At 68.2% G+C, this 19,280-nt stretch carries 19 protein-coding genes; 10 read left to right on the top strand and 9 right to left on the bottom strand.

All coding sequences use genetic code 11. The annotated features are described in order from the left end of the window. The first annotated feature begins 23 nt into the window (after positions 1–23). The 5 genes from PGH47_RS21425 (at position 24) to trxA (ending at position 4,933) form a co-directional block, all read left to right on the top strand. Positions 24–1,718, top strand: a complete 1,695-nt coding sequence (locus tag PGH47_RS21425; RefSeq protein WP_271664771.1) for a protein kinase family protein — start codon at positions 24–26, stop codon at positions 1,716–1,718. 18 nt (positions 1,719–1,736) lie between these two features. After that, entirely contained in the window at positions 1,737–2,477 is a 741-nt protein-coding gene (gene sigM / locus PGH47_RS21430; protein ID WP_271664772.1) for an RNA polymerase sigma factor SigM, read from the top strand. Continuing rightward, the gene (locus PGH47_RS21435; protein ID WP_271664773.1) at positions 2,474–3,421 is read left to right on the top strand and encodes a hypothetical protein; all 948 of its coding nucleotides are present in this window, start codon (positions 2,474–2,476) and stop codon (positions 3,419–3,421) included. The genes sigM and PGH47_RS21435 overlap by 4 nt, the downstream gene beginning before the upstream one ends. A 169-nt stretch (positions 3,422–3,590) precedes the next feature. Continuing rightward, complete coding sequence (gene trxB, locus PGH47_RS21440; protein ID WP_107904975.1) at positions 3,591–4,559, top strand: thioredoxin-disulfide reductase; 969 nt, start codon at positions 3,591–3,593, stop codon at positions 4,557–4,559. Positions 4,560–4,600: 41 nt separating this feature from the next. Continuing rightward, positions 4,601–4,933, top strand: a complete 333-nt coding sequence (gene trxA / locus PGH47_RS21445) for a thioredoxin (RefSeq protein WP_107904974.1) — start codon at positions 4,601–4,603, stop codon at positions 4,931–4,933. Between the two features lie 72 nt (positions 4,934–5,005). On the opposite strand, the gene PGH47_RS21450 is transcribed toward trxA, so the two are convergent. From PGH47_RS21450 to rpmH, 9 genes are all read right to left on the bottom strand, one after another. Further along, a complete protein-coding gene (locus PGH47_RS21450) occupies positions 5,006–5,623 on the bottom strand; it encodes a GNAT family N-acetyltransferase (protein WP_271664774.1) in 618 nt (205 codons plus the stop codon). Positions 5,624–5,938: 315 nt separating this feature from the next. Then, positions 5,939–7,036 (bottom strand): ParB/RepB/Spo0J family partition protein, encoded by a 1,098-nt coding sequence (locus PGH47_RS21455; protein ID WP_271664775.1) that lies wholly within the window; start codon positions 7,034–7,036, stop codon positions 5,939–5,941. Continuing rightward, a complete protein-coding gene (locus tag PGH47_RS21460; RefSeq protein ID WP_126901653.1) occupies positions 7,033–8,106 on the bottom strand; it encodes a ParA family protein in 1,074 nt (357 codons plus the stop codon). Before PGH47_RS21460 ends, PGH47_RS21455 begins: the two co-directional genes overlap by 4 nt. Positions 8,107–8,401: 295 nt before the next feature. After that, positions 8,402–9,118: a 16S rRNA (guanine(527)-N(7))-methyltransferase RsmG gene (rsmG, locus tag PGH47_RS21465; RefSeq protein WP_271664776.1), complete on the bottom strand. Its 717-nt coding sequence runs from the start codon at positions 9,116–9,118 to the stop codon at positions 8,402–8,404. A 129-nt stretch (positions 9,119–9,247) separates the two neighbouring features. After that, entirely contained in the window at positions 9,248–9,760 is a 513-nt protein-coding gene (locus tag PGH47_RS21470; protein ID WP_271664777.1) for a Jag family protein, read from the bottom strand. A gap of 15 nt (positions 9,761–9,775) precedes the next feature. Next, positions 9,776–11,041: a membrane protein insertase YidC gene (gene yidC, locus PGH47_RS21475; RefSeq protein ID WP_271664778.1), complete on the bottom strand. Its 1,266-nt coding sequence runs from the start codon at positions 11,039–11,041 to the stop codon at positions 9,776–9,778. A gap of 3 nt (positions 11,042–11,044) precedes the next feature. Next, positions 11,045–11,398 carry a membrane protein insertion efficiency factor YidD gene (yidD, locus tag PGH47_RS21480; RefSeq protein WP_271664779.1) on the bottom strand — a complete coding sequence of 118 codons (354 nt, stop codon included), beginning with the start codon at positions 11,396–11,398 and terminating at the stop codon, positions 11,045–11,047. Beyond that, positions 11,395–11,766, bottom strand: a complete 372-nt coding sequence (gene rnpA / locus PGH47_RS21485) for a ribonuclease P protein component (protein WP_271664780.1) — start codon at positions 11,764–11,766, stop codon at positions 11,395–11,397. Before rnpA ends, yidD begins: the two co-directional genes overlap by 4 nt. A gap of 21 nt (positions 11,767–11,787) precedes the next feature. Next, positions 11,788–11,925 (bottom strand): 50S ribosomal protein L34, encoded by a 138-nt coding sequence (rpmH, locus tag PGH47_RS21490; protein WP_015659252.1) that lies wholly within the window; start codon positions 11,923–11,925, stop codon positions 11,788–11,790. Positions 11,926–12,309: 384 nt separating this feature from the next. Here rpmH and dnaA point away from each other — a divergent pair, with 384 nt between their 5' ends. From dnaA to PGH47_RS21515, 5 genes are all read left to right on the top strand, one after another. Then, positions 12,310–14,223, top strand: a complete 1,914-nt coding sequence (dnaA, locus tag PGH47_RS21495) for a chromosomal replication initiator protein DnaA (RefSeq protein WP_271664781.1) — start codon at positions 12,310–12,312, stop codon at positions 14,221–14,223. Positions 14,224–15,103: 880 nt separating this feature from the next. Beyond that, positions 15,104–16,234, top strand: a complete 1,131-nt coding sequence (gene dnaN, locus PGH47_RS21500) for a DNA polymerase III subunit beta (RefSeq protein WP_030967521.1) — start codon at positions 15,104–15,106, stop codon at positions 16,232–16,234. A gap of 176 nt (positions 16,235–16,410) precedes the next feature. After that, entirely contained in the window at positions 16,411–17,286 is an 876-nt protein-coding gene (gnd, locus tag PGH47_RS21505) for a phosphogluconate dehydrogenase (NAD(+)-dependent, decarboxylating) (RefSeq protein ID WP_271664782.1), read from the top strand. Between the two features lie 157 nt (positions 17,287–17,443). Beyond that, complete coding sequence (gene recF, locus PGH47_RS21510) at positions 17,444–18,565, top strand: DNA replication/repair protein RecF (protein ID WP_271664783.1); 1,122 nt, start codon at positions 17,444–17,446, stop codon at positions 18,563–18,565. Next, on the top strand, positions 18,562–19,113 hold the full coding sequence (locus tag PGH47_RS21515) for a DUF721 domain-containing protein (protein ID WP_271664784.1): 552 nt from the start codon (positions 18,562–18,564) through the stop codon (positions 19,111–19,113). Before recF ends, PGH47_RS21515 begins: the two co-directional genes overlap by 4 nt. Positions 19,114–19,280 lie beyond the last annotated feature (167 nt).

Raw genomic sequence — 19,280 nt, forward strand, 5'->3', positions numbered from 1 at the left:
TGGATGGGGAGGCAGGAACGACGGTGGCGGAACGGAGCACGGCTGCCGTCGACGTGGCAGACAACAGCGGCGACGAGCCGCTGACCGCTCAGGCGGACCAGTCCACGGCCGACGGGGTGGCCAAGAATCGGGAGCGGGTCACGGACATCGACGAGGCACAGGGGAGTGGCGGGACCGAGGGTCCCGAGAAGGCCTCACCGCCCGAACTGCACAGCGGCCACAAACTCGCCAGACGCTACCGCCTCGAGGAGTGCGTCACCCGTCTGGACGGTTTCAGCAGCTGGCGGGCGGTCGACGAGAAACTCCGTCGCGCCGTCGGCGTGCACATCCTGCCCGCGGACCACGCACGGGCGCGTTCCGTGCTGGCCGCGGCGCGTTCCTCCGCGTTGCTCGGCGACCCGCGCTTCGTCCAGGTGCTCGACGCCGTGGAGGAGAACGACGTCGTCTACGTCGTCCACGAATGGCTCCCCGACGCCACGGAACTGACGACCCTTCTCGCCTCCGGTCCGCTGGAGGTGTACGACGCCTACCAGATGGTCACCCAGGTGTCCGCGGCCATGGCTGCCGCCCACCGCGAGGGTCTGGCCCATCTGCGGCTCAACCCGAACGCCGTGCTGCGCACCTCCAGCGGGCAGTGGCGCATCCGCGGCCTCGCCGTGAACGCCGCGCTTCGGGGCATCAGCTCCGACACCCCGCAGCGCACCGACACGGAGGCCATCGGCGCCCTGCTGTACGCCGCGCTCACCCAGCGCTGGCCGTACGAGAGCGACGCCTATGGGCTGTCCGGGCTGCCGAAGGACGTCGGTCTGATCGCGCCCGACCAGGTGCGTGCCGGTGTCCACCGCGGGCTGTCCGAGCTCGCCATGCGCGCGCTCGCCAACGACGGCGCGACCGCCTCCCGCCACGAGTCCGCCTGCACCACGCCGGAGGAACTGGTGAAGGCGATCGGCGAGATGCCCCGCATCCGCCCGCCGGAGCCCTCGTTCACGGCCCCGCCGGACTATCAGCGCACGACGTACCAGCAGGGCACGTACGGCCGCCAGACGCGTCCCGGCGTCACCCAGCAGATGCCGACCCCGCCGCCCCCGCTCCAGAGCCGCACGGGCAAGGCCCTGAAGTGGGCCGTCTCGGCCCTCCTCATCGCTGCTCTGGGCCTGGGCAGCTGGCAGTTGGCGGACGCGCTCATGGACCAGGGCGGCAAGTCTGAGGACTCCAACCAGACACAGACGACTGAGGACAACGACAAGAGCCCGACGAAGCCGGCCAGCAAGCCGATCGCCATCGAGGGCGTCCAGGACTACGACCCGTTCGGCTCGGACGGCTCGGAGAACCCGAGGGACATAGACAAGATCTACGACTCGGCCTCGGGCACCTACTGGCAGACGAGCTACTACGCCAGCGCCGACTTCGGTCGCTTGAAGTCGGGCGTCGGAGTCATCCTGGATCTCGGCAAGGCCCAGCCCGTCGGCAAGGTCACCATCAGCTTCATGGGCGACACCTCCGTCGAACTCCGTGCCGCCTCGGGCGACCCCGGCGCCACACCGACGTCCTTCGACAGCTACCCCAAGGTGGCCTCCGGTTCCGGCACCACGGTGACGCTCAAGCCCGGCGACTCCCTCAAGTCCCGCTACCTTCTGATCTGGCTGACCAATCTGCCGAAGCAGGTCGACGACGGCCAGTTCCGTGGCAGGGTCTTGGACGTCAAGGTGAGCAGCTGAGAGAGGGAGGGGGGTCCGATGGCGGATGGCGGCGCATACGGTGACACAAGCGATCAGGACCTCCTCGCCCTACACGTAGAGGGCGACCCCGACGCCTTCGGGGAGATCGTTCGGCGTCACCGTGACCGCCTCTGGGCCGTGGCCCTGCGGACGCTGGGCGACCGCGAGGAGGCCGCTGACGCCGTCCAGGACGCCCTCGTCTCCGCCTACCGGGCCGCCCACACCTTCAGGGGCCAGTCGGCCGTCACAACGTGGCTGCACCGCATCACGGTGAACGCCTGCCTGGACCGCGCCCGCAAGGCGGCCTCCCGCAAGACCTCCCCGGTCGACGACACCGAGCGCCTGGAGCAGCTCCTGGAGCCGCACGAGTCCGCCTCGGCTCCCGCGGAGCGCAACGATCTCCACCGCCAGCTGCTGGAAGCGCTCGGCACGCTCCCGCCGGACCAGCGGGCGGCCCTCGTTCTCGTGGACATGCAGGGCTACCCCGTAGCCGAGGCCGCCCAGGTTCTCGATGTCCCGACGGGCACGGTCAAGAGTCGGTGTGCACGGGGCAGAGCCAGACTTCTGCCTCTCCTCACTCATCTCCGTCCGGAAAGCGGCGGTGGTGGCAAGGATCCCGGCGAGAGGCGGAACCGGACCCAGGGGACATCCGTCCCACCGGCAGCGGGTCCCGAAGCCAGGAGGCCGAAGGAGACGGATCCGCGCGATACAGGGCCGAGTGATTCAGCCGCAGTGAAGGGCGGAGGTGGGCGAGCGTGACATCCACGACAGATACAGCCGGGCACCCGGACGTCGCCGAGATCTCCGACCTCACCGAGGGGCTCCTCCCCCCGTCCAAGACAGCCGATCTACGTCGACACCTGGACGAGTGCGAGCTGTGCGCGGACGTCCACGCCTCACTGGAGGAGATCCGGGGACTGCTCGGTACTCTGCCCGGCCCGGCTCGGATGCCCTCCGATGTCGCGGAACGCATCGACGCCGCGCTCGCCGCAGAGGCCCTGCTGAGCGCGACGGCGCCTCATGACGCCGACGCGCCTATGCATGCGGGCGATGCCCGTGCGCTTTCCGCTGCCGACGACGGCAGGTCCGCCAAGGACGACGGCACGCATGTTTCACGTGAAACATCGACAGCATCGGACCGTCCGGCAGGTCACGCCCGCTCCTCCACCACCGGCCCCGGCCGCAAGGACCGCAAGAGGACTGGGCGCCGCAAGGTCGCCGTCCTGGGTGCCGCGTTCACGGCCGCCGCCCTGGGCCTCGGCACCGTACTGCTGACCTCACTCATGGGTGGCGGAGGATCCGGTCCCACGGCCGAGGGCGGGCAGACCACCGCCGACACCTTCTCGGCGGCGAAGCTGGAGAAGCAGGTCGACCACCTCCTCGCCACGAGCGGCAGCACCATCGGCAAGTCCCGGGGCCCGGACGAGAGCATGGGCGTGAGGGGCGGACCCGATACCGAGAGCCCGAAGATCCTCCGGGAGATCACCGTGCCGGAGTGCATCCAGAAGGGCATCGGTCGCGATGACGCGGCGCTCGCCGCTCAGGAAGGCACTTTCCAGGGCAAGGAAGTGCTGCTCGTCGTGCTCACCGACGCCTCTGACGCCGACAAGGTCACCGCTTATCTCGTCGACGCGAGCTGTGTGACACACCCGTCGACCACCAGTGCCAAGGTCCTTCTGACGAAGTCCTACGCACGTAACTGAGAGCCCGACGGTTCGTCTTCATCAGGCGCGGCAACCCCTACGGTGAGGCCTCACCGTGTGCCCGGACACAGTGGGAATGCACGCCCCTTAGGATCCGTTGGGTGGGGTGAGAGTTCTGAAAGGGGCTCCACCGGTCCGACGACGTATTCCAGAGACGAGGAATCAAGCCGTGAGCGACGTCCGAAACGTGATCATCATCGGCTCCGGGCCTGCCGGCTACACGGCGGCGCTCTACACCGCGCGCGCGTCGCTGAAGCCGCTGGTGTTCGAAGGTGCCGTCACCGCCGGTGGTGCGCTCATGAACACGACCGACGTGGAGAACTTCCCTGGCTTCCAGGACGGCATCATGGGCCCCGAGCTCATGGACAACATGCGCTCCCAGGCCGAGCGCTTCGGCGCCGAGCTCGTCCCGGACGACATCGTCAACGTCGACCTGAGCGGTGAGATCAAGACCGTCACCGACACCGCGGGCACGGTCCACCGTGCGAAGGCCATCATCGTCGCGACCGGCTCGCAGCACCGCAAGCTCGGTCTGCCCAACGAGGACGCCCTCTCCGGTCGTGGCGTCTCGTGGTGTGCCACCTGTGACGGCTTCTTCTTCAAGGACCAGGACATCGCCGTGATCGGCGGCGGCGACACCGCGATGGAGGAGGCCACCTTCCTCTCGCGCTTCGCCAAGTCCGTGACGATCGTCCACCGCCGGGACACCCTGCGCGCCTCGAAGGCGATGCAGGAGCGTGCCTTCGCCGACCCGAAGATCAAGTTTGTCTGGGACAGCGAGGTGGCCGAGGTCCAGGGCGAGCAGAAGCTCTCCGGCCTGAAGCTGCGCAACATCAAGACCGGCGAGCTCTCGGACCTGGCGGTTACCGGCCTGTTCATCGCGATCGGCCACGACCCGCGCACCGAGCTGTTCAAGGGCCAGCTGGAGTTGGACGAGGAGGGCTACCTCAAGGTCAGCGCCCCCTCGACCCGCACCAACCTCACCGGCGTCTTCGGCGCCGGCGACGTGGTCGACCACACCTACCGCCAGGCGATCACCGCGGCCGGGACCGGCTGTTCCGCAGCCCTCGACGCCGAGCGCTTCCTCTCCGCCCTGGCGGACGAGGAGAAGGCCGAGCCCGAGAAGACCTCTGTCTGACCCCCATCCACCCCACGCCCCGATCAGTTAAGGAGCCCGCCGTGGCCGGCACTCTGAAGAATGTGACCGACGATTCCTTCGAGCAGGACGTCCTCAAGAGCGACAAGCCCGTCCTGGTGGACTTCTGGGCCGCCTGGTGCGGTCCGTGCCGTCAGATCGCGCCGTCCCTCGAGGCGATCGCCGCCGAGCACGGTGACAAGATCGAGATCGTCAAGCTCAACATCGACGAGAACCCGGGTACGGCCGCCAAGTACGGCGTCATGTCCATCCCGACGCTGAACGTCTACCAGAACGGCGAGGTCGCCAAGACCATCGTCGGCGCGAAGCCGAAGGCCGGCATCCTCCGCGACCTCGAGGACTTCATCGCCGAGTGACGTTTCACGTGAAACACGAATGGGCCAACCCTCTTGGGTTGGCCCATTTGCTTTGGCGGGATACAGCACGGGTCAGAGAGGCCGCAGTACCGGTTCCTTCTGGACCGCGCCGAGAAGCCGGTCGATGGCCATCTCCACGTCTTCCTTCCACGACAGAGTCGTCCGCAGCTCCAGTCGCAGGCGCGGGGAGGTGGGGTGCGGACGGACCGTCTTGAAGCCCACGGCCAGCAGATGGTCGGCGGGCAGAACACACGCCGGCTCTTTCCACCGCGTGTCTCCGAAAGCCTCGATCGCCTTGAAGCCCCGTCGCAGAAGATCCTTGGCGACTGTCTGGACCATCACTCTGCCCAGCCCCTGGCCCTGATAGCCCGGCATGATGAACGCGGTCATCAGCTGCACCGCGTCCGGTGAGACAGGGCTCGTGGGAAACGCCGTCGCGCGAGGAACGTAAGCCGGAGGGGCGTACAGCACGAAGCCGACCGGCACTTCATCGACGTAGACGACTCGCCCGCAGGAACCCCAGTCCAACAGGACGGCGGAGATCCAGGCTTCCTTCTCCAGTGCGGCCGTGCCGGCCTTTACCGCTGCCTCACCGCTGACCGGGTCCAACTCCCAGAAGACACACGAGCGGCAGCGCTTGGGAAGGTCCGGAAGGTTGTCCAGCGTGAGCGGTACGAGCCGACGCCCCATGAAGGCTGTTCCTCGCTTCCTTCGCCCGCGGCATCGCGAGCGGCTGTCAGGGCGCTTCGTTCTCTGAGCAGGCTGCCGACGAATCCGCCGACCGCGCCCAGCCCAAGACCCGCGCTCACCAGTCCGGTGCGGCTCACCGTTCCCATGGACCCCGCCTCCCCTAAGAGGTCTGCCAGGTGGATGCGCCATACCCGATCGCATCGTATCGACGATGCGATTCCATCGATACCGCCAGAAAGCAAAGTGCGGGCCGTGTTCCGGTACACACCGGACACGGCCCGCATGAACGGGTCGGACAGCCGACCCGCCCGAGCCTCAGCCCTCGTTGTCCTCGTCGTCCTCATCGAGCAGGCTCTTCTGCAGGGCGAGCTTCTCGCCCGGAGCAAAGGTGGTGAGGATCCGCTCGAGGTCCTCCGGGGAGGCGAACTCGACGGTGATCTTGCCCTTCTTCTGGCCGAGCTCGACCTTCACTCGCGTCTCGAAGCGATCCGAGAGTCGCGTCGCAAGGTCGGACAGCGCAGGCGAAGGAACCGAGCCGGCCCGAGGGCCCTTGGACCGCGGGTTCTTCTGCGGGCGGGAGCCCATCAGGGTGACGATCTCTTCGACCGACCGCACGGACAGCCCTTCGGCCACCACGCGGTATGCCAGCCGCTCCTGCTCCTCCGCGTCCTCCACGGACAGCAGGGCCCGCGCATGGCCGGCGGAGAGCACTCCGGCCGCCACCCGGTTCTGGACCTTGGGCGAGAGCTTCAGCAGACGCAGGGTGTTGGAGACCTGGGGCCGGGAACGGCCGATGCGGTCAGCCAACTGGTCGTGCGTGCAGTTGAAGTCCTTCAGCAGCTGATCGTAGGCAGCCGCCTCTTCGATCGGGTTCAGCTGAGCGCGGTGCAGGTTCTCCAACAGCGCGTCCAGGAGAAGCTTCTCGTCATCCGTGGCCCGCACGATCGCCGGGATCGCCTCAAGACCGGCCTCACGGCAGGCCCGCCAGCGGCGCTCGCCCATGATGAGCTCGTAGCGCGAGGGAGCGATCTGCCGCACGACGATCGGCTGGAGGAGACCTACCTCCTGGATGGAGGTGACGAGCTCCTGAAGCGCGTCCTCGTCGAAGATCTCACGCGGCTGACGCGGGTTCGGCGTGATCTCGTCGAGGGGGATCTCCGCGAAGTGAGCGCCCATGGGAGCGGCAGGCGTCTCCACGGCGCCACTCGATGGCGGCTCCTCGGTTTCATGTGAAACAGGCGGCAGCGTAGCCACCTTGGCCGCGGCGACCCCACGGTCGGTCAGTACCGGCATGGCGGCCGGGGAGGCGGAAGCAGCTCCCCCTACCGCGGCCGGGGGCACCGTCTTCTCCGTCGGTGCAGCAGGGATCAGTGCGCCGAGTCCACGACCCAAACCCCTCCGTCGCTCGCTCACTGGATCCCCTCCACCATGCTCGGGTTGCTCTGGGCGCCGAAGTGGGCGTTCGTCGGGTCGTAGCTGACACCGACGCCCTTCAGCGCGATTTCTCGTGCGGCCTCAAGGTAGGACAGGGCGCCGCTCGAACCTGGATCGTAGGTCAGAACCGTCTGCCCATAGCTCGGCGCCTCGGAGATACGGACCGAGCGGGGAATGCTCGTCCGCAGCACCTCGTCGCCGAAGTGGTTGCGTACCTCGTCCGCGACCTGGGACGCAAGCCGCGTCCGGCCGTCGTACATGGTGAGCAGGATCGTCGAGACATGCAGGGCGGGGTTGAGGTGCCCCCGCACCAGGTCGACGTTGCGCAGCAGCTGTCCGAGGCCCTCCAGCGCGTAGTACTCGCACTGGATCGGGATCAGGACCTCCTGGCCGGCCACGAGTGCGTTGACCGTCAGCAGGCCGAGCGAAGGAGGGCAGTCGATGAGGACGTAGTCCAGCGGCTGTTCGTAAGCCTGGATCGCCCGCTCGAGCCGGCTCTCACGCGCCACCAGAGACACCAGCTCGATCTCAGCACCGGCGAGATCGATCGTGGCGGGGGCACAGAAGAGGCCCTCGACATCGGGGACCGGCTGGACGACTTCGGCGAGTGGCTTGCTCTCGACCAGCACGTCATAGATCGAGGGAACTTCGGCGTGATGGTCGATCCCCAGGGCCGTGGATGCGTTGCCCTGAGGGTCGAGGTCGATGACCAGTACACGGCCGCCATGCAGGGCCAGCGAAGCGGCAAGGTTGACGGTCGTCGTCGTCTTGCCCACGCCCCCCTTCTGGTTGGCGACCACCATGACACGCGTCTGCTCGGGCCGTGGCAGGCCCTCGCCGGCGCGGCCTAGCGCCTCGACCGCCAGTTGGGCAGCACGACCGATGGGAGTGTCGTCCATCGGGGGCGGTGTTTCACGTGAAACATCGTCCCCCATCGACTCGGTACGGGGACCGGGGACCGGATCGGTCATCGGTCCCGCGATGTTGGCGTCGGACCGCAAGGATTCACTCTCCTCGACTTCAGGCTCGCAATGAACAGAGCCTCCCATGTCTTCGGGGTCGTGAACCAGTGAGGCCTGTTGTTCTGTGGAGAAATCCACCTCTGTGGAAACCTCCGTGCCCCTCCAGGGGGACGGAGAGTCATCGGAAGCACCCTCCTTGAGGGCGCCGAGGGGCTTTCGGTCACGCGGTTCGGCAGCGCGGCCGCGGCTAATGATGCCGTGCAGCAGTGAGCGACGTTTCACGTGAAACACGATGCACAGCAGCGGTGGCCGAACTGTCGCGACACTCCGGCATGGGTAGGTTTGCCAGCTTGTGTGGAGTACGTCTCGTCGTCAGGACGGATCAGCGTCGTCGACGAGCTCGTCCCGTCCTGGCCGCCTTCGCACGCTTCGCCGCGAAGCGTACGCCGCCCGGGCTCTCCCCGACCTCGACGCGCACGACCGTGGACATCGGGTCCACCACGCCCTCGCCGACATGGTGGATCGACGTCTCCACCGCCCCAAGCTTGCTCAGAGCCGTCGCCGCGCTCTTCAGCTCCTCCTCCGCGGTGTCGCCCTTGAGCGCCAGCATCTCGCCGTAGGGACGCAGCAGCGGGATGCCCCAGGTGGCCAGACGGTCCAGCGGAGCCACGGCACGGGCGGTCACCACATGCACGGGCGGCAGCTTCCCCATGACCTCCTCGGCACGACCACGGACGACCGTCACATGGTCGAGGCCGAGCAGCTCCACGACCTCCGTCAGGAAGTTCGTCCGGCGTAGCAGTGGCTCCAGAAGAGTGATCTTGAGGTCCTCCCGGACCAGTGCCAGCGGGATGCCCGGCAGACCGGCCCCCGAGCCGACGTCGCACACCGTCACGCCCTCGGGAACGACCTCCGAGAGCACCGCGCAGTTCAGCAGATGGCGCTCCCACAGACGGGGCACCTCGCGTGGGCCGATCAGGCCGCGCTGCACACCCGCCTCGGCGAGCAATTCGGCGTAGCGGACCGCATCAGCGTAGCGATCGCCGAACACCTCACGTGCCTGTTCGGGCACAGGGGGAAGCTCCGCTGCCTCCGTCACGGGGGACCGTCCTTCCGTACCGCGCCGGCGCTCCGGGCGCCGATCACCAGAACCACACCGAACTAACAGGCTGACAAACTTCGGCCCCGCCTGCGCACAGACGGGGCCGGAGGAAACCGTAAGGACCGATCAGGCGGGAAGGACGACGACGAACCGCTGCGGCTCCTCGCCCTCGGACTCGCTCCGCAGGCCCGCCGACTTCACCGCATCGTGCACGACCTTGCGCTCGAACGGCGTCATCGGCTTCATCTTCACGGGCTCGCCGGTGCTCTTGACCTCGGCGGCGGCCTTGGCGCCCAGCTCGGAGAGCTCGGCGCGCTTCTTGGCCCGGTAGCCCGCGATGTCCAACATCAGCCGGCTGCGGTCCCCGGTCTCCCGGTGCACGGCCAGGCGCGTGAGCTCCTGAAGCGCCTCCAGCACCTCGCCCTCACGCCCGACCAGCTTTTGCAGGTCGCGGCTGCTCGCGTCGCTGATGATCGAGACAGCGGCGCGGTCGGCCTCGACGTCCATGTCGATGTCGCCGTCGAGATCGGCGATGTCGAGCAGACCCTCGAGGTAGTCCGCCGCGATCTCGCCCTCTTGCTCCAGGCGGCTCAGGGTGTCTGCACCCTCGGCAGCGGCGGAGGTGGTGCCTTCCGTCACGGGATGGGCTCCTTCTTACTTCTTGGACGGGGACTTGGGGCGCTGCGGACCGCCCTTGCGCTGCCCGGACTGGGCCTTGCTGCGGCCGCCGCTGCCGGGCTTGGGCGCGTCCTTCTTGGCGGCTTCGGGCTTGGCGTCCTCAGGCTCGGACTTCTCGAGCGAGGTCGGCTCGTCGCCCTGCTTCGCATGGCCGGACTGACGCTGGGCCTTGCTCTGCCGCTTCGGCTGCTGACGCTTGGGCGTCGCCGTGGTGGTCGGCGTACCGTCCTCGGCGATGGTCGCGACGGCGCCCTCGCTCTTCACCACGGTGCCGTCGGTCTGCGCCGCGAGACCGGCCTTGGTCAGGCCGTTGATGAACTTGCGCTCGGACTCGTTGCGGTCGCGGCCCTTGGCGACGATGGCCTTGATGATGGCGCGCTCGCTCCGGCGGCGGGTCTTGCCGTGGCTCGTGACGTGCTTGGTCAGGCGCTCCAGGTAGGCGGCCTGGGCCTTGGAACCCGGGGTCGGGTTGTTGTGGATGACGTACATCTGCTGGCCCATGGTCCACACGTTGGTGGTCAGCCAGTAGACGAGGACACCGACCGGGAAGTTGATGCCGAAGACGGCGAACATCACCGGGAAGACGTACATCAGCATCTTCTGCTGCTGCATGAACGGCGTCTTCACCGTGGTGTCGACGTTCTTCGTCATCAGCTGGCGCTGCGTGTAGAACTGCGACGCCGACATCAGGACGATCATGACCGCCGTGACGATGCGGACGGTGGTCAGCGAGGCGTCGAGGGCGGCGACGTCAGCAGAGCTGTCGGTGAACTTCGCGGCCAGCGGAGCCCCGAAGATGTGCGCCTTCTGCGCGCTCTCCAGCAGGCTCTGGTTGATGACACCGATGGTGTCGTTGTTCGCGATGCTGTTGAGCACGTGGTACAGGGCGAAGAAGAACGGCGACTGCGCCAGGATGGGAAGGCACGAGGAGAGCGGGTTGGTGCCCGTCTCCTTGTACAGCTTCATCATCTCTTCGGACTGACGCTGTTTGTCGTTCTTGTAGCGCTCCTGGATCTTCTTCATCTCGGGCTGCAGTGTCTGCATGGCCCGGGTCGCCTTGATCTGCTTCACGAAAAGCGGGATCAGGCAGATACGGATCAGAATCACCAGGGACACGATGGACAGGCCCCAGGCCCATCCGGTGTCGGGGCCGAAGATGGCGCCGTACACCGAGTGGAACTGGACGATGACCCAGGAAACGGGTGTCGTGATGAAGCTGAAGAGGCTGGCAATCGTGTCCACTAATCATGCTCCTTGGACATTGGACGGGGTCTCTGCGGCCGGGCTCGAAGGAACTTCACCTTCGATGGCCGTTTCGGCGGCGGAGGGCCCGCCCTTCCGTGCGCGCCACGCGTTGCGCACCATTTCGTGCCACCGTGGGCGCTTGCGCGGCGGGACATGATCCACACCGCCCAATGACCACGGGTTGCACCGCAGGATGCGCCAGGCGGTGAGCGCCGTGCCCTTGATCGCACCGTGCCGGTCGATGGCCGTGTACCCGTAGTGGGAGCACGACGGGTAGTACTTGCACACCGGCCCGAGCAGCGGACTGATCGTCCACTGGTACAGCTTGATCAGGGCCAGCAGTGGGTACTTCATCGCGCGCCCCCTCCCAGCAGCCGCTGCAGAGCGGCATCCAGGTCTCGGGCCAGCTGTGCATGGTCGGCATCACCCGAACCGGGCAACGCTCGTACGACTACCAGGCTACCGGGGGGCAGCTGGTCGACTCGGTCGCACATCAGATGGCGAAGCCTGCGCTTCACCTTGTTCCGCACGACCGCGCCACCCACAGCCTTGCTCACGACGAAACCCGCACGCGTCGGGGGAGCGCTCTCCCCAGGCGCGTGCGGGTCCGTGTCACCGCTACGAAGGTGGACGACGAGTGTCGGGCGGCCTGCCCGACGACCTCGTCGTACCGCGGTCGCGAAGTCCTCGCGCCGCCTCAGCCGGTTCTCGGTGGGCAGCACGACGTCATGACCTGATCAGGATCAGGCGGACAGGCTGGCGCGACCCTTGGCACGACGGTTCGCGAGAATCGCGCGGCCGGCGCGGGTGCGCATCCGCAGGCGGAAGCCGTGGGTCTTCGCGCGACGACGGTTGTTCGGCTGGAAGGTGCGCTTGCTCACTCGGGGGCTCCAGAGATAAATCGGTGTTTGGCGGGTGCCGTCCTGGCTGTCACCGTGCGCCCACGAGTAGCTCGCAGTTACGCCCGATTGCACCGCTTCCCGATCACCTGACGTGATCTGTGCCCATCGGAGGCAGGCGGCAGCAGCCATCGACAACTCGACCTGGTTACGGTACGCGCGGCTACGCCATCCGGTCAAACCAGAGGTCACCGGGAGACACTATCCACAGGCTGGGGACAACAACTTGAACCGCACCCGCCGCCCTGACTACCGTGGCTGGACTCCGATTCGTTCCCTTGTCCCCTTGATTCTGGCTCCACCCCTTTGAATCCCGACCCGTCCCACAATCACACGTTCGTGGGACCCCGTGAGAGAGCGTGCCCTGTGGCTGACGTACCTGCCGATCTTGCCGCAGTGTGGCCACGAGTACTGGAGCAGCTTCTCGGTGAGGGCCGAGGGCAGGGTGTGGAAGGCAAGGACGAGCACTGGATCCGGCGCTGCCAGCCCCTCGCGCTGGTCGCGGACACCGCCCTGCTCGCCGTACCGAACGAATTTGCGAAGGGCGTACTGGAGGGCCGTCTGGCCCCGATCGTCAGCGACACGCTGAGCCGCGAGTGCGGCCGTCCGATCCGCATCGCGATCACCGTCGACGACTCCGCCGGCGAGCCCCCGCCCCCGGCCCCGCCGGTGCCACCGCCCGCGCAGCAGTCCCGCTACGAGGAGCCCGAGCTCCCCTCCTACGAGAGCTACGGCCGCCACCGCGCCGACGACCAGCGGACCGGCGGCCCCGACCCGCTGCCCACCGCGCGCCCGGCCTACCCGGGCGAGTACCAGCGCCCCGAGCACACCCCCGGCAGCTGGCCGCGCCCCACGCAGGACGACTACGGCTGGCAGCAGCAGCGCCTCGGCTTCCCCGAGCGGGACCCGTACGCGTCGCCGTCGCAGGACTCCTACCAGCAGGACTCCTACCAGCAGGAGTCCTACGGCGGTCCCTCCCAGGACTACCGCCCGCAGCCGATGGAACGGCCGTCCTACGACGGACACCGCTCGGAGTACGAGCAGCACCGCTCCGACTACGACAAGCACCGCTCCGAATATGAGCAGCAGCGGCCCGACTACGACAAACCGCGTTCCGACTACGACCGTGATGGCCGCCGTGAGCTGCCCGAGCCGCCCGTCGGCTCCGGCCATGTGCACCGCGGCGGCCCCGGCGCCCCCGGCCCGCTGGCCGCGCAGCCCGCACCGGCGCCCGGTCCCGGCGAGCCGACCGCGCGTCTGAACCCGAAGTACCTCTTCGACACGTTCGTCATCGGCGCCTCCAACCGCTTCGCGCACGCGGCCGCGGTCGCCGTCGCCGAGGCACCCGCGAAGGCGTACAACCCCCTGTTCATCTATGGGGAGTCGGGCCTCGGCAAGACCCACCTGCTGCACGCGATCGGGCACTACGCGCGCAGCCTCTATCCGGGCACGCGCGTGCGATACGTGAGCTCGGAGGAGTTCACCAACGAGTTCATCAACTCCATCCGCGACGGCAAGGGCGACAGCTTCCGCAAGCGCTACCGCGAGATGGACATCCTGCTCGTCGACGACATCCAGTTCCTCGCGGACAAGGAGTCGACGCAGGAGGAGTTCTTCCACACCTTCAACACGCTCCACAACGCCAACAAGCAGATCGTGCTCTCCAGCGACCGGCCACCCAAGCAGTTGGTCACCCTGGAGGACCGGCTGCGCAACCGGTTCGAGTGGGGTCTTATCACCGATGTCCAGCCGCCCGAGCTGGAGACGCGTATCGCGATCCTGCGCAAGAAGGCGGTCCAGGAGCAGCTCAACGCCCCGCCGGAGGTACTGGAGTTCATCGCCTCCCGCATCTCGCGCAACATCCGCGAGCTGGAGGGCGCGCTGATCCGGGTGACGGCGTTCGCCTCGCTCAACCGGCAGCCGGTGGACCTGGGCCTGACGGAGATCGTCCTCAAGGACTTGATCCCGGGCGGCGACGACGCGACGCCGGAGATCACCTCCACGGCCATCATGAGCGCCACCGCCGACTACTTCGGCCTCACGGTCGAGGACCTGTGCGGCAGCTCGCGCGGCCGCCAGCTGGTCACGGCCCGCCAGATCGCCATGTACCTGTGCCGTGAGCTGACGGACCTGTCGCTGCCGAAGATCGGCGCGCTGTTCGGCGGCCGCGACCACACCACGGTGATGCACGCCGACCGCAAGATCCGCAATCTGATGGCCGAGCGGCGCTCCATCTACAACCAGGTCACCGAGCTCACCAACCGCATCAAGAACGGCTGACGGAGCAGGCCGGCACAGGGCCGCGAGGCCCGTTCGTACGTCACTGAGGGCGCTTCGGGACAAGATCCCGGGGCGCCCTTCGTCATGCCGCGGACGGCGGCTGTTCGAATAGCTGCCGGGTTACGGCCACTCTCCACAGATTCGGTGACTTTCTGGCGTCCACACCCTGGGGACTGGGAAGTTGTCCAGACTGTGTCCACAGCCGCCCCTGTTGAAGGACGATCGGTCCAGGTCAACTGCATGTGGATTCGTGGACGAACGATCTCCACAGACTGTGGACAGCGAGAAGATCCACAGGCTGTGCATGAAGTTGTCCACCGACAACCCACAGGCTGGGGCCAGTTGTCCCCAGCGATCCCCAGCTTCTCCACACCGCTGTCCACTGTTCGGCAACGCGACGCGCCTCGTCACCGGGTCGAGTGAAAGGCGTCACACAAAGGTGCCGGGTTGGCCTGTGGGAAAGGTGGGTAAAGCTGGGGACGGCGCTGGGGAGAAGTCGGCCCAGGCTGTGCATGGGGTGTGCAGAACTTTCCGTTCTCCACAGAAACACCCGGTTGTCCACTGCCGTCGCCCACAGGGCCCGTGGACAAAATCTCTGCTCTGAGCTGGGAAAACGTGGTTATCCACGGTATCCACAGGCCCTACTACTACTCCCAACTAGAGAGAGCTGGGAATCCGTTTCGAAGAGGGTCCTGTGCACAACTCGCTGTCCGGCTCCCGGCTGCCCCTCGTCACGACTTGACCCCGAGAGGCACCTACTGTCAGTGGGGTGCGTCAGACTGTTCCCGGTGTCCTTCCCCTCACTGGGGCCGACGACACCGAGACAGACGACGAAGCCAGGCAGGCCGAGAAGCGCCGGCAACAGCAGGAGGCGGCAACAGTGAAGATCCGGGTGGAACGCGACGTACTCGCGGAGGCCGTGGCCTGGGCGGCGCGCAGCCTCCCGGCCCGTCCGCCGGCGCCTGTCCTCGCCGGCCTCCTGCTGAAGGCCGACGACGGTCAGCTGAGCCTGTCGAGCTTCGACTACGAGGTCTCCGCTCGCGTCAGCGTCGAGGCCGAGGTCGAGGAGGAGGGCACGGTCCTCGTCTCCGGCCGGCTGCTCGCCGACATCTGCCGCGCTCTGCCCAACCGCCCGGTGGAGATCTCCACAGACGGTGTACGGGCGACCGTGGTCTGCGGCTCCTCGCGATTCACACTCCACACCCTGCCTGTGGAGGAGTACCCGGCCCTGCCGCAGATGCCGACCGCCACCGGCACCGTCCCCGGCGAGGTGTTCGCCTCCGCGGCCTCCCAGGTCGCCATCGCCGCCGGCCGTGACGACACGCTGCCCGTCCTGACCGGTGTGCGCATCGAGATCGAGGGCGACACCGTCACCCTGGCCTCCACCGACCGCTACCGCTTCGCGGTCCGCGAGTTCCTGTGGAAGCCGGAGAACCCGGAGGCCTCCGCGGTCGCCCTGGTCCCCGCCAAGACGCTCCTGGACACCGCCAAGGCGTTGACCAGCGGCGACAGCGTCACGCTGGCGCTCTCGGGCTCCGGCGCGGGCGAGGGCCTGATCGGCTTCGAGGGCGCCGGACGCCGTACGACGACCCGTCTGCTCGAGGGTGACCTCCCGAAGTACCGCACGCTGTTCCCGACCGAGTTCAACTCCGTCGCCGTGATCGAGACCGCCCCCTTCGTGGAGGCCGTCAAGCGTGTCGCCCTGGTCGCCGAGCGGAACACCCCGGTGCGGCTCAGCTTCGAGCAGGGCGTGCTGATCCTGGAGGCCGGCTCCAGCGACGACGCACAGGCTGTGGAAAGGGTCGACGCCCAGCTGGAGGGCGACGACATCTCGATCGCCTTCAACCCGACGTTCCTGCTGGACGGCCTGAGCGCCATCGACTCCCCGGTGGCCCAGCTGTCGTTCACCACGTCCACCAAGCCCGCGCTGCTCAGCGGCAAGCCCGCGCTGGACGCCGAGGCGGACGAGGCCTACAAGTACCTGATCATGCCGGTGCGCCTGAGCGGCTGAGCAGCCGACAGTTGTCCACAGGCCGGTGGAGAAGTCACCCCGGCCTGTGGGAGAACCCGCAGGTGAGGGCGTACGTATGAGCGCGTATGCCCACGGATGTGCGCGTGCGTCCGGGTTTAGGCTCTGGCGTGGGCACGCAGGTGCCTCACACGCCACAGCAACCTAAGGAACAACTGATGGAGCTCGGTCTCGTCGGCCTCGGCAAGATGGGCGGCAACATGCGCGAGCGGATACGCCGCGCCGGCCACACTGTCATCGGCTACGACCGCAACCAGGACCTCGCGGATGTCCACAGCCTGGAAGAGCTTGTGGGCAAGCTCCCCGGCCCGCGCGTGATCTGGGTGATGGTCCCCGCCGGCGCCGCGACCCAGTCGACGATCGACGAGCTCGCCGAGCTCCTCGAGCCCGGTGACGTCGTGGTCGACGGCGGGAACTCCCGCTGGACGGACGACGAGCGGCACGCCGAGGAACTCGCGGCCAAGGGCATCGGCTTCGTCGACTGCGGCGTCTCCGGCGGCGTCTGGGGCCTGGAGAACGGCTACGCGCTGATGTACGGCGGTGACGCGGAGAACGTCGCCAAGGTGCAGCCCTTCTTCGACGCCCTCAAGCCGGAGGGCGACTTCGGCGCCGTGCACGCCGGCAAGGTGGGCGCGGGCCACTTCGCGAAGATGGTCCACAACGGCATCGAGTACGCGATGATGCAGGCCTATGCCGAGGGCTGGGAGCTGCTGGAGAAGGTCGACTCCGTGACCGACGTCCGGGAGGTCTTCCGCTCCTGGCAGGAGGGCACGGTCATCCGCTCCTGGCTGCTGGACCTCGCGGTGAACGCCCTCGACGAGGACGAGCACCTCGACAGGCTCAGGGGTTTTGCACAGGACTCCGGTGAGGGACGCTGGACTGTGGAAGCCGCCATCGACCACGCGGTGCCGCTGCCGGCGATCACCGCGTCGTTGTTCGCGCGGTTCGCGTCCCGTCAGGACGACTCGCCGCAGATGAAGATGATCGCGGCGCTGCGCAACCAGTTCGGCGGCCACGCGGTGGAGAAGAAGTAGCCCGCTCGGCGCGTCCGGGCCGAGCACGACAAGACCGAGAAACGAGAACAAGTAATCCACACCCTGGGGATGCCGACCTGGCACCCTCGGGGGGTGGCCCGGTTGTCCACAACTGGGGACGGTTCAACCACACGTTGGGGGAGGTCGGCGAACGACCATGCACGTCACGCATCTGTCGCTGGCCGACTTCCGCTCGTACGCCGGCGTCGAAGTCCCGCTCGATGCGGGCGTCACCGCCTTCGTCGGCCCCAACGGCCAGGGCAAGACGAACCTCGTCGAGGCCGTCGGCTATCTCGCCACCCTCGGCAGCCACCGTGTCGCCTCCGACGCCCCCCTCGTCCGCATGGGCGCCGACCGGGCGGTCATCCGGGCGCAGGTCCGCCAGGGCGACCGGCAGCAGCTGGTCGAGCTGGAGCTGAACCCGGGCAAGGCCAACCGGGCCAGGATCAACAGGTCCTCGCAGGTCAGACCCCGTGACGTCCTCGGCATCGTACGGACCGTGCTGTTCGCGCCGGAGGATCTCGCCCTGGTCAAGGGCGACCCGGGCGAGCGGCGCCGCTTCCTCGACGAGCTGATCACCGCCCGCTCCCCGCGCATGGCGGGCGTGCGTTCCGACTACGAGCGCGTCCTCAAGCAGCGCAACACCCTGCTGAAGTCGGCCGCGCTGGCCCGCCGGCACGGCGGCCGCTCGATGGACCTGTCCACCCTCGACGTCTGGGACCAGCACCTGGCGCGCGTGGGCGCCGAGTTGCTCGCCCAGCGCCTGGACCTGATCGCGACGATCCAGCCGCTGGCCGACAAGGCGTACGAGCAGCTGGCTCCCGGCGGCGGCCCGGTCGCCCTGGACTACAAGCCGTCGGCTCCCGGCGAGGCGCACACACGCGAGGACCTCTACGAGCAGCTGATGGCGGCGCTCGCCGAGGCCCGCAAGCAGGAGATCGAGCGCGGGGTCACGCTCGTGGGCCCGCACCGGGACGATCTGCTGCTCAAGCTCGGTCAGTTGCCCGCCAAGGGATACGCCTCGCACGGCGAGTCCTGGTCCTACGCGCTGGCCCTGCGCCTCGCGTCCTACGACCTGCTCGGGGCCGAGGGCAACGAACCGGTACTGGTCCTCGACGACGTGTTCGCCGAGCTGGACGCCCGGCGCCGTGAGCGGCTGGCCGAGCTGGTCGCGCCCGGCGAGCAGGTCCTGGTGACGGCCGCGGTCGACGACGACGTCCCGCACGTGCTGACGGGGGCGCGCTACACGGTGGCCGAGGGGACGGTGGAGCGCGTATGAGCGAGAACCCGTCCGAGAACGCCCCCGACGCCCCCAAGAAGGCCCCCGAGCCCTCCGGCGTAGACCTCGCGCGCGTGGCGCTCAGGGCGGCCAAGGAACAGGCACGCGCGCGTGGGGACGCGGCGCAGCAGAAGAAGCAGGCACGGCGCGGCGGTGGTCTGCGCTCCGGCGCGCGCGCCGACGGCCGCGACCCCATGGCGCTCGGCTCCGCCATCAACCGCCTGATCAGCGAGCGGGGCTGGGAGACCCCGGCCGCGGTGGGCGGTGTGATGGGCCGCTGGCCGCAGATCGTCGGCGACGACGTCGCCAAGCACTGTGTGCCGGAGAAGTACGACGAGGACGAGCGGGTCCTGGTCGTGCGCTGCGACTCGACGGCCTGGGCGACGAACCTGCGGCTGCTCGCCCCGACCCTGGTCGCCCGCCTCAACGAGGACCTCGGCCACGGCGCGGTACGGCACATCAAGGTCAACGGCCCCGGCGGCCCGGTCCGCCGCTACGGCCCGCTGCGCGCCCCCGGCAGCACGGGGCCCGGCGACACGTACGGATGAGCGGGCCGGCCGACGGCGCCTGATCGGCCTTCTCGGCGTGTGCGGAACCCCCGCCGACGGCCCCGGAACCCCCGTAACAGCAGCCCCGAGAGCCCCGTCGGCCACAAGTGACCGACATCACATCAGTAGCCGTCGCCGGTCACGAAACGACGCCGACGAGCCCCTTC

The sequence above is a fragment of the Streptomyces sp. HUAS 31 genome, assembly GCF_028198125.1.
Taxonomy (GTDB): domain Bacteria; phylum Actinomycetota; class Actinomycetes; order Streptomycetales; family Streptomycetaceae; genus Streptomyces; species Streptomyces chartreusis.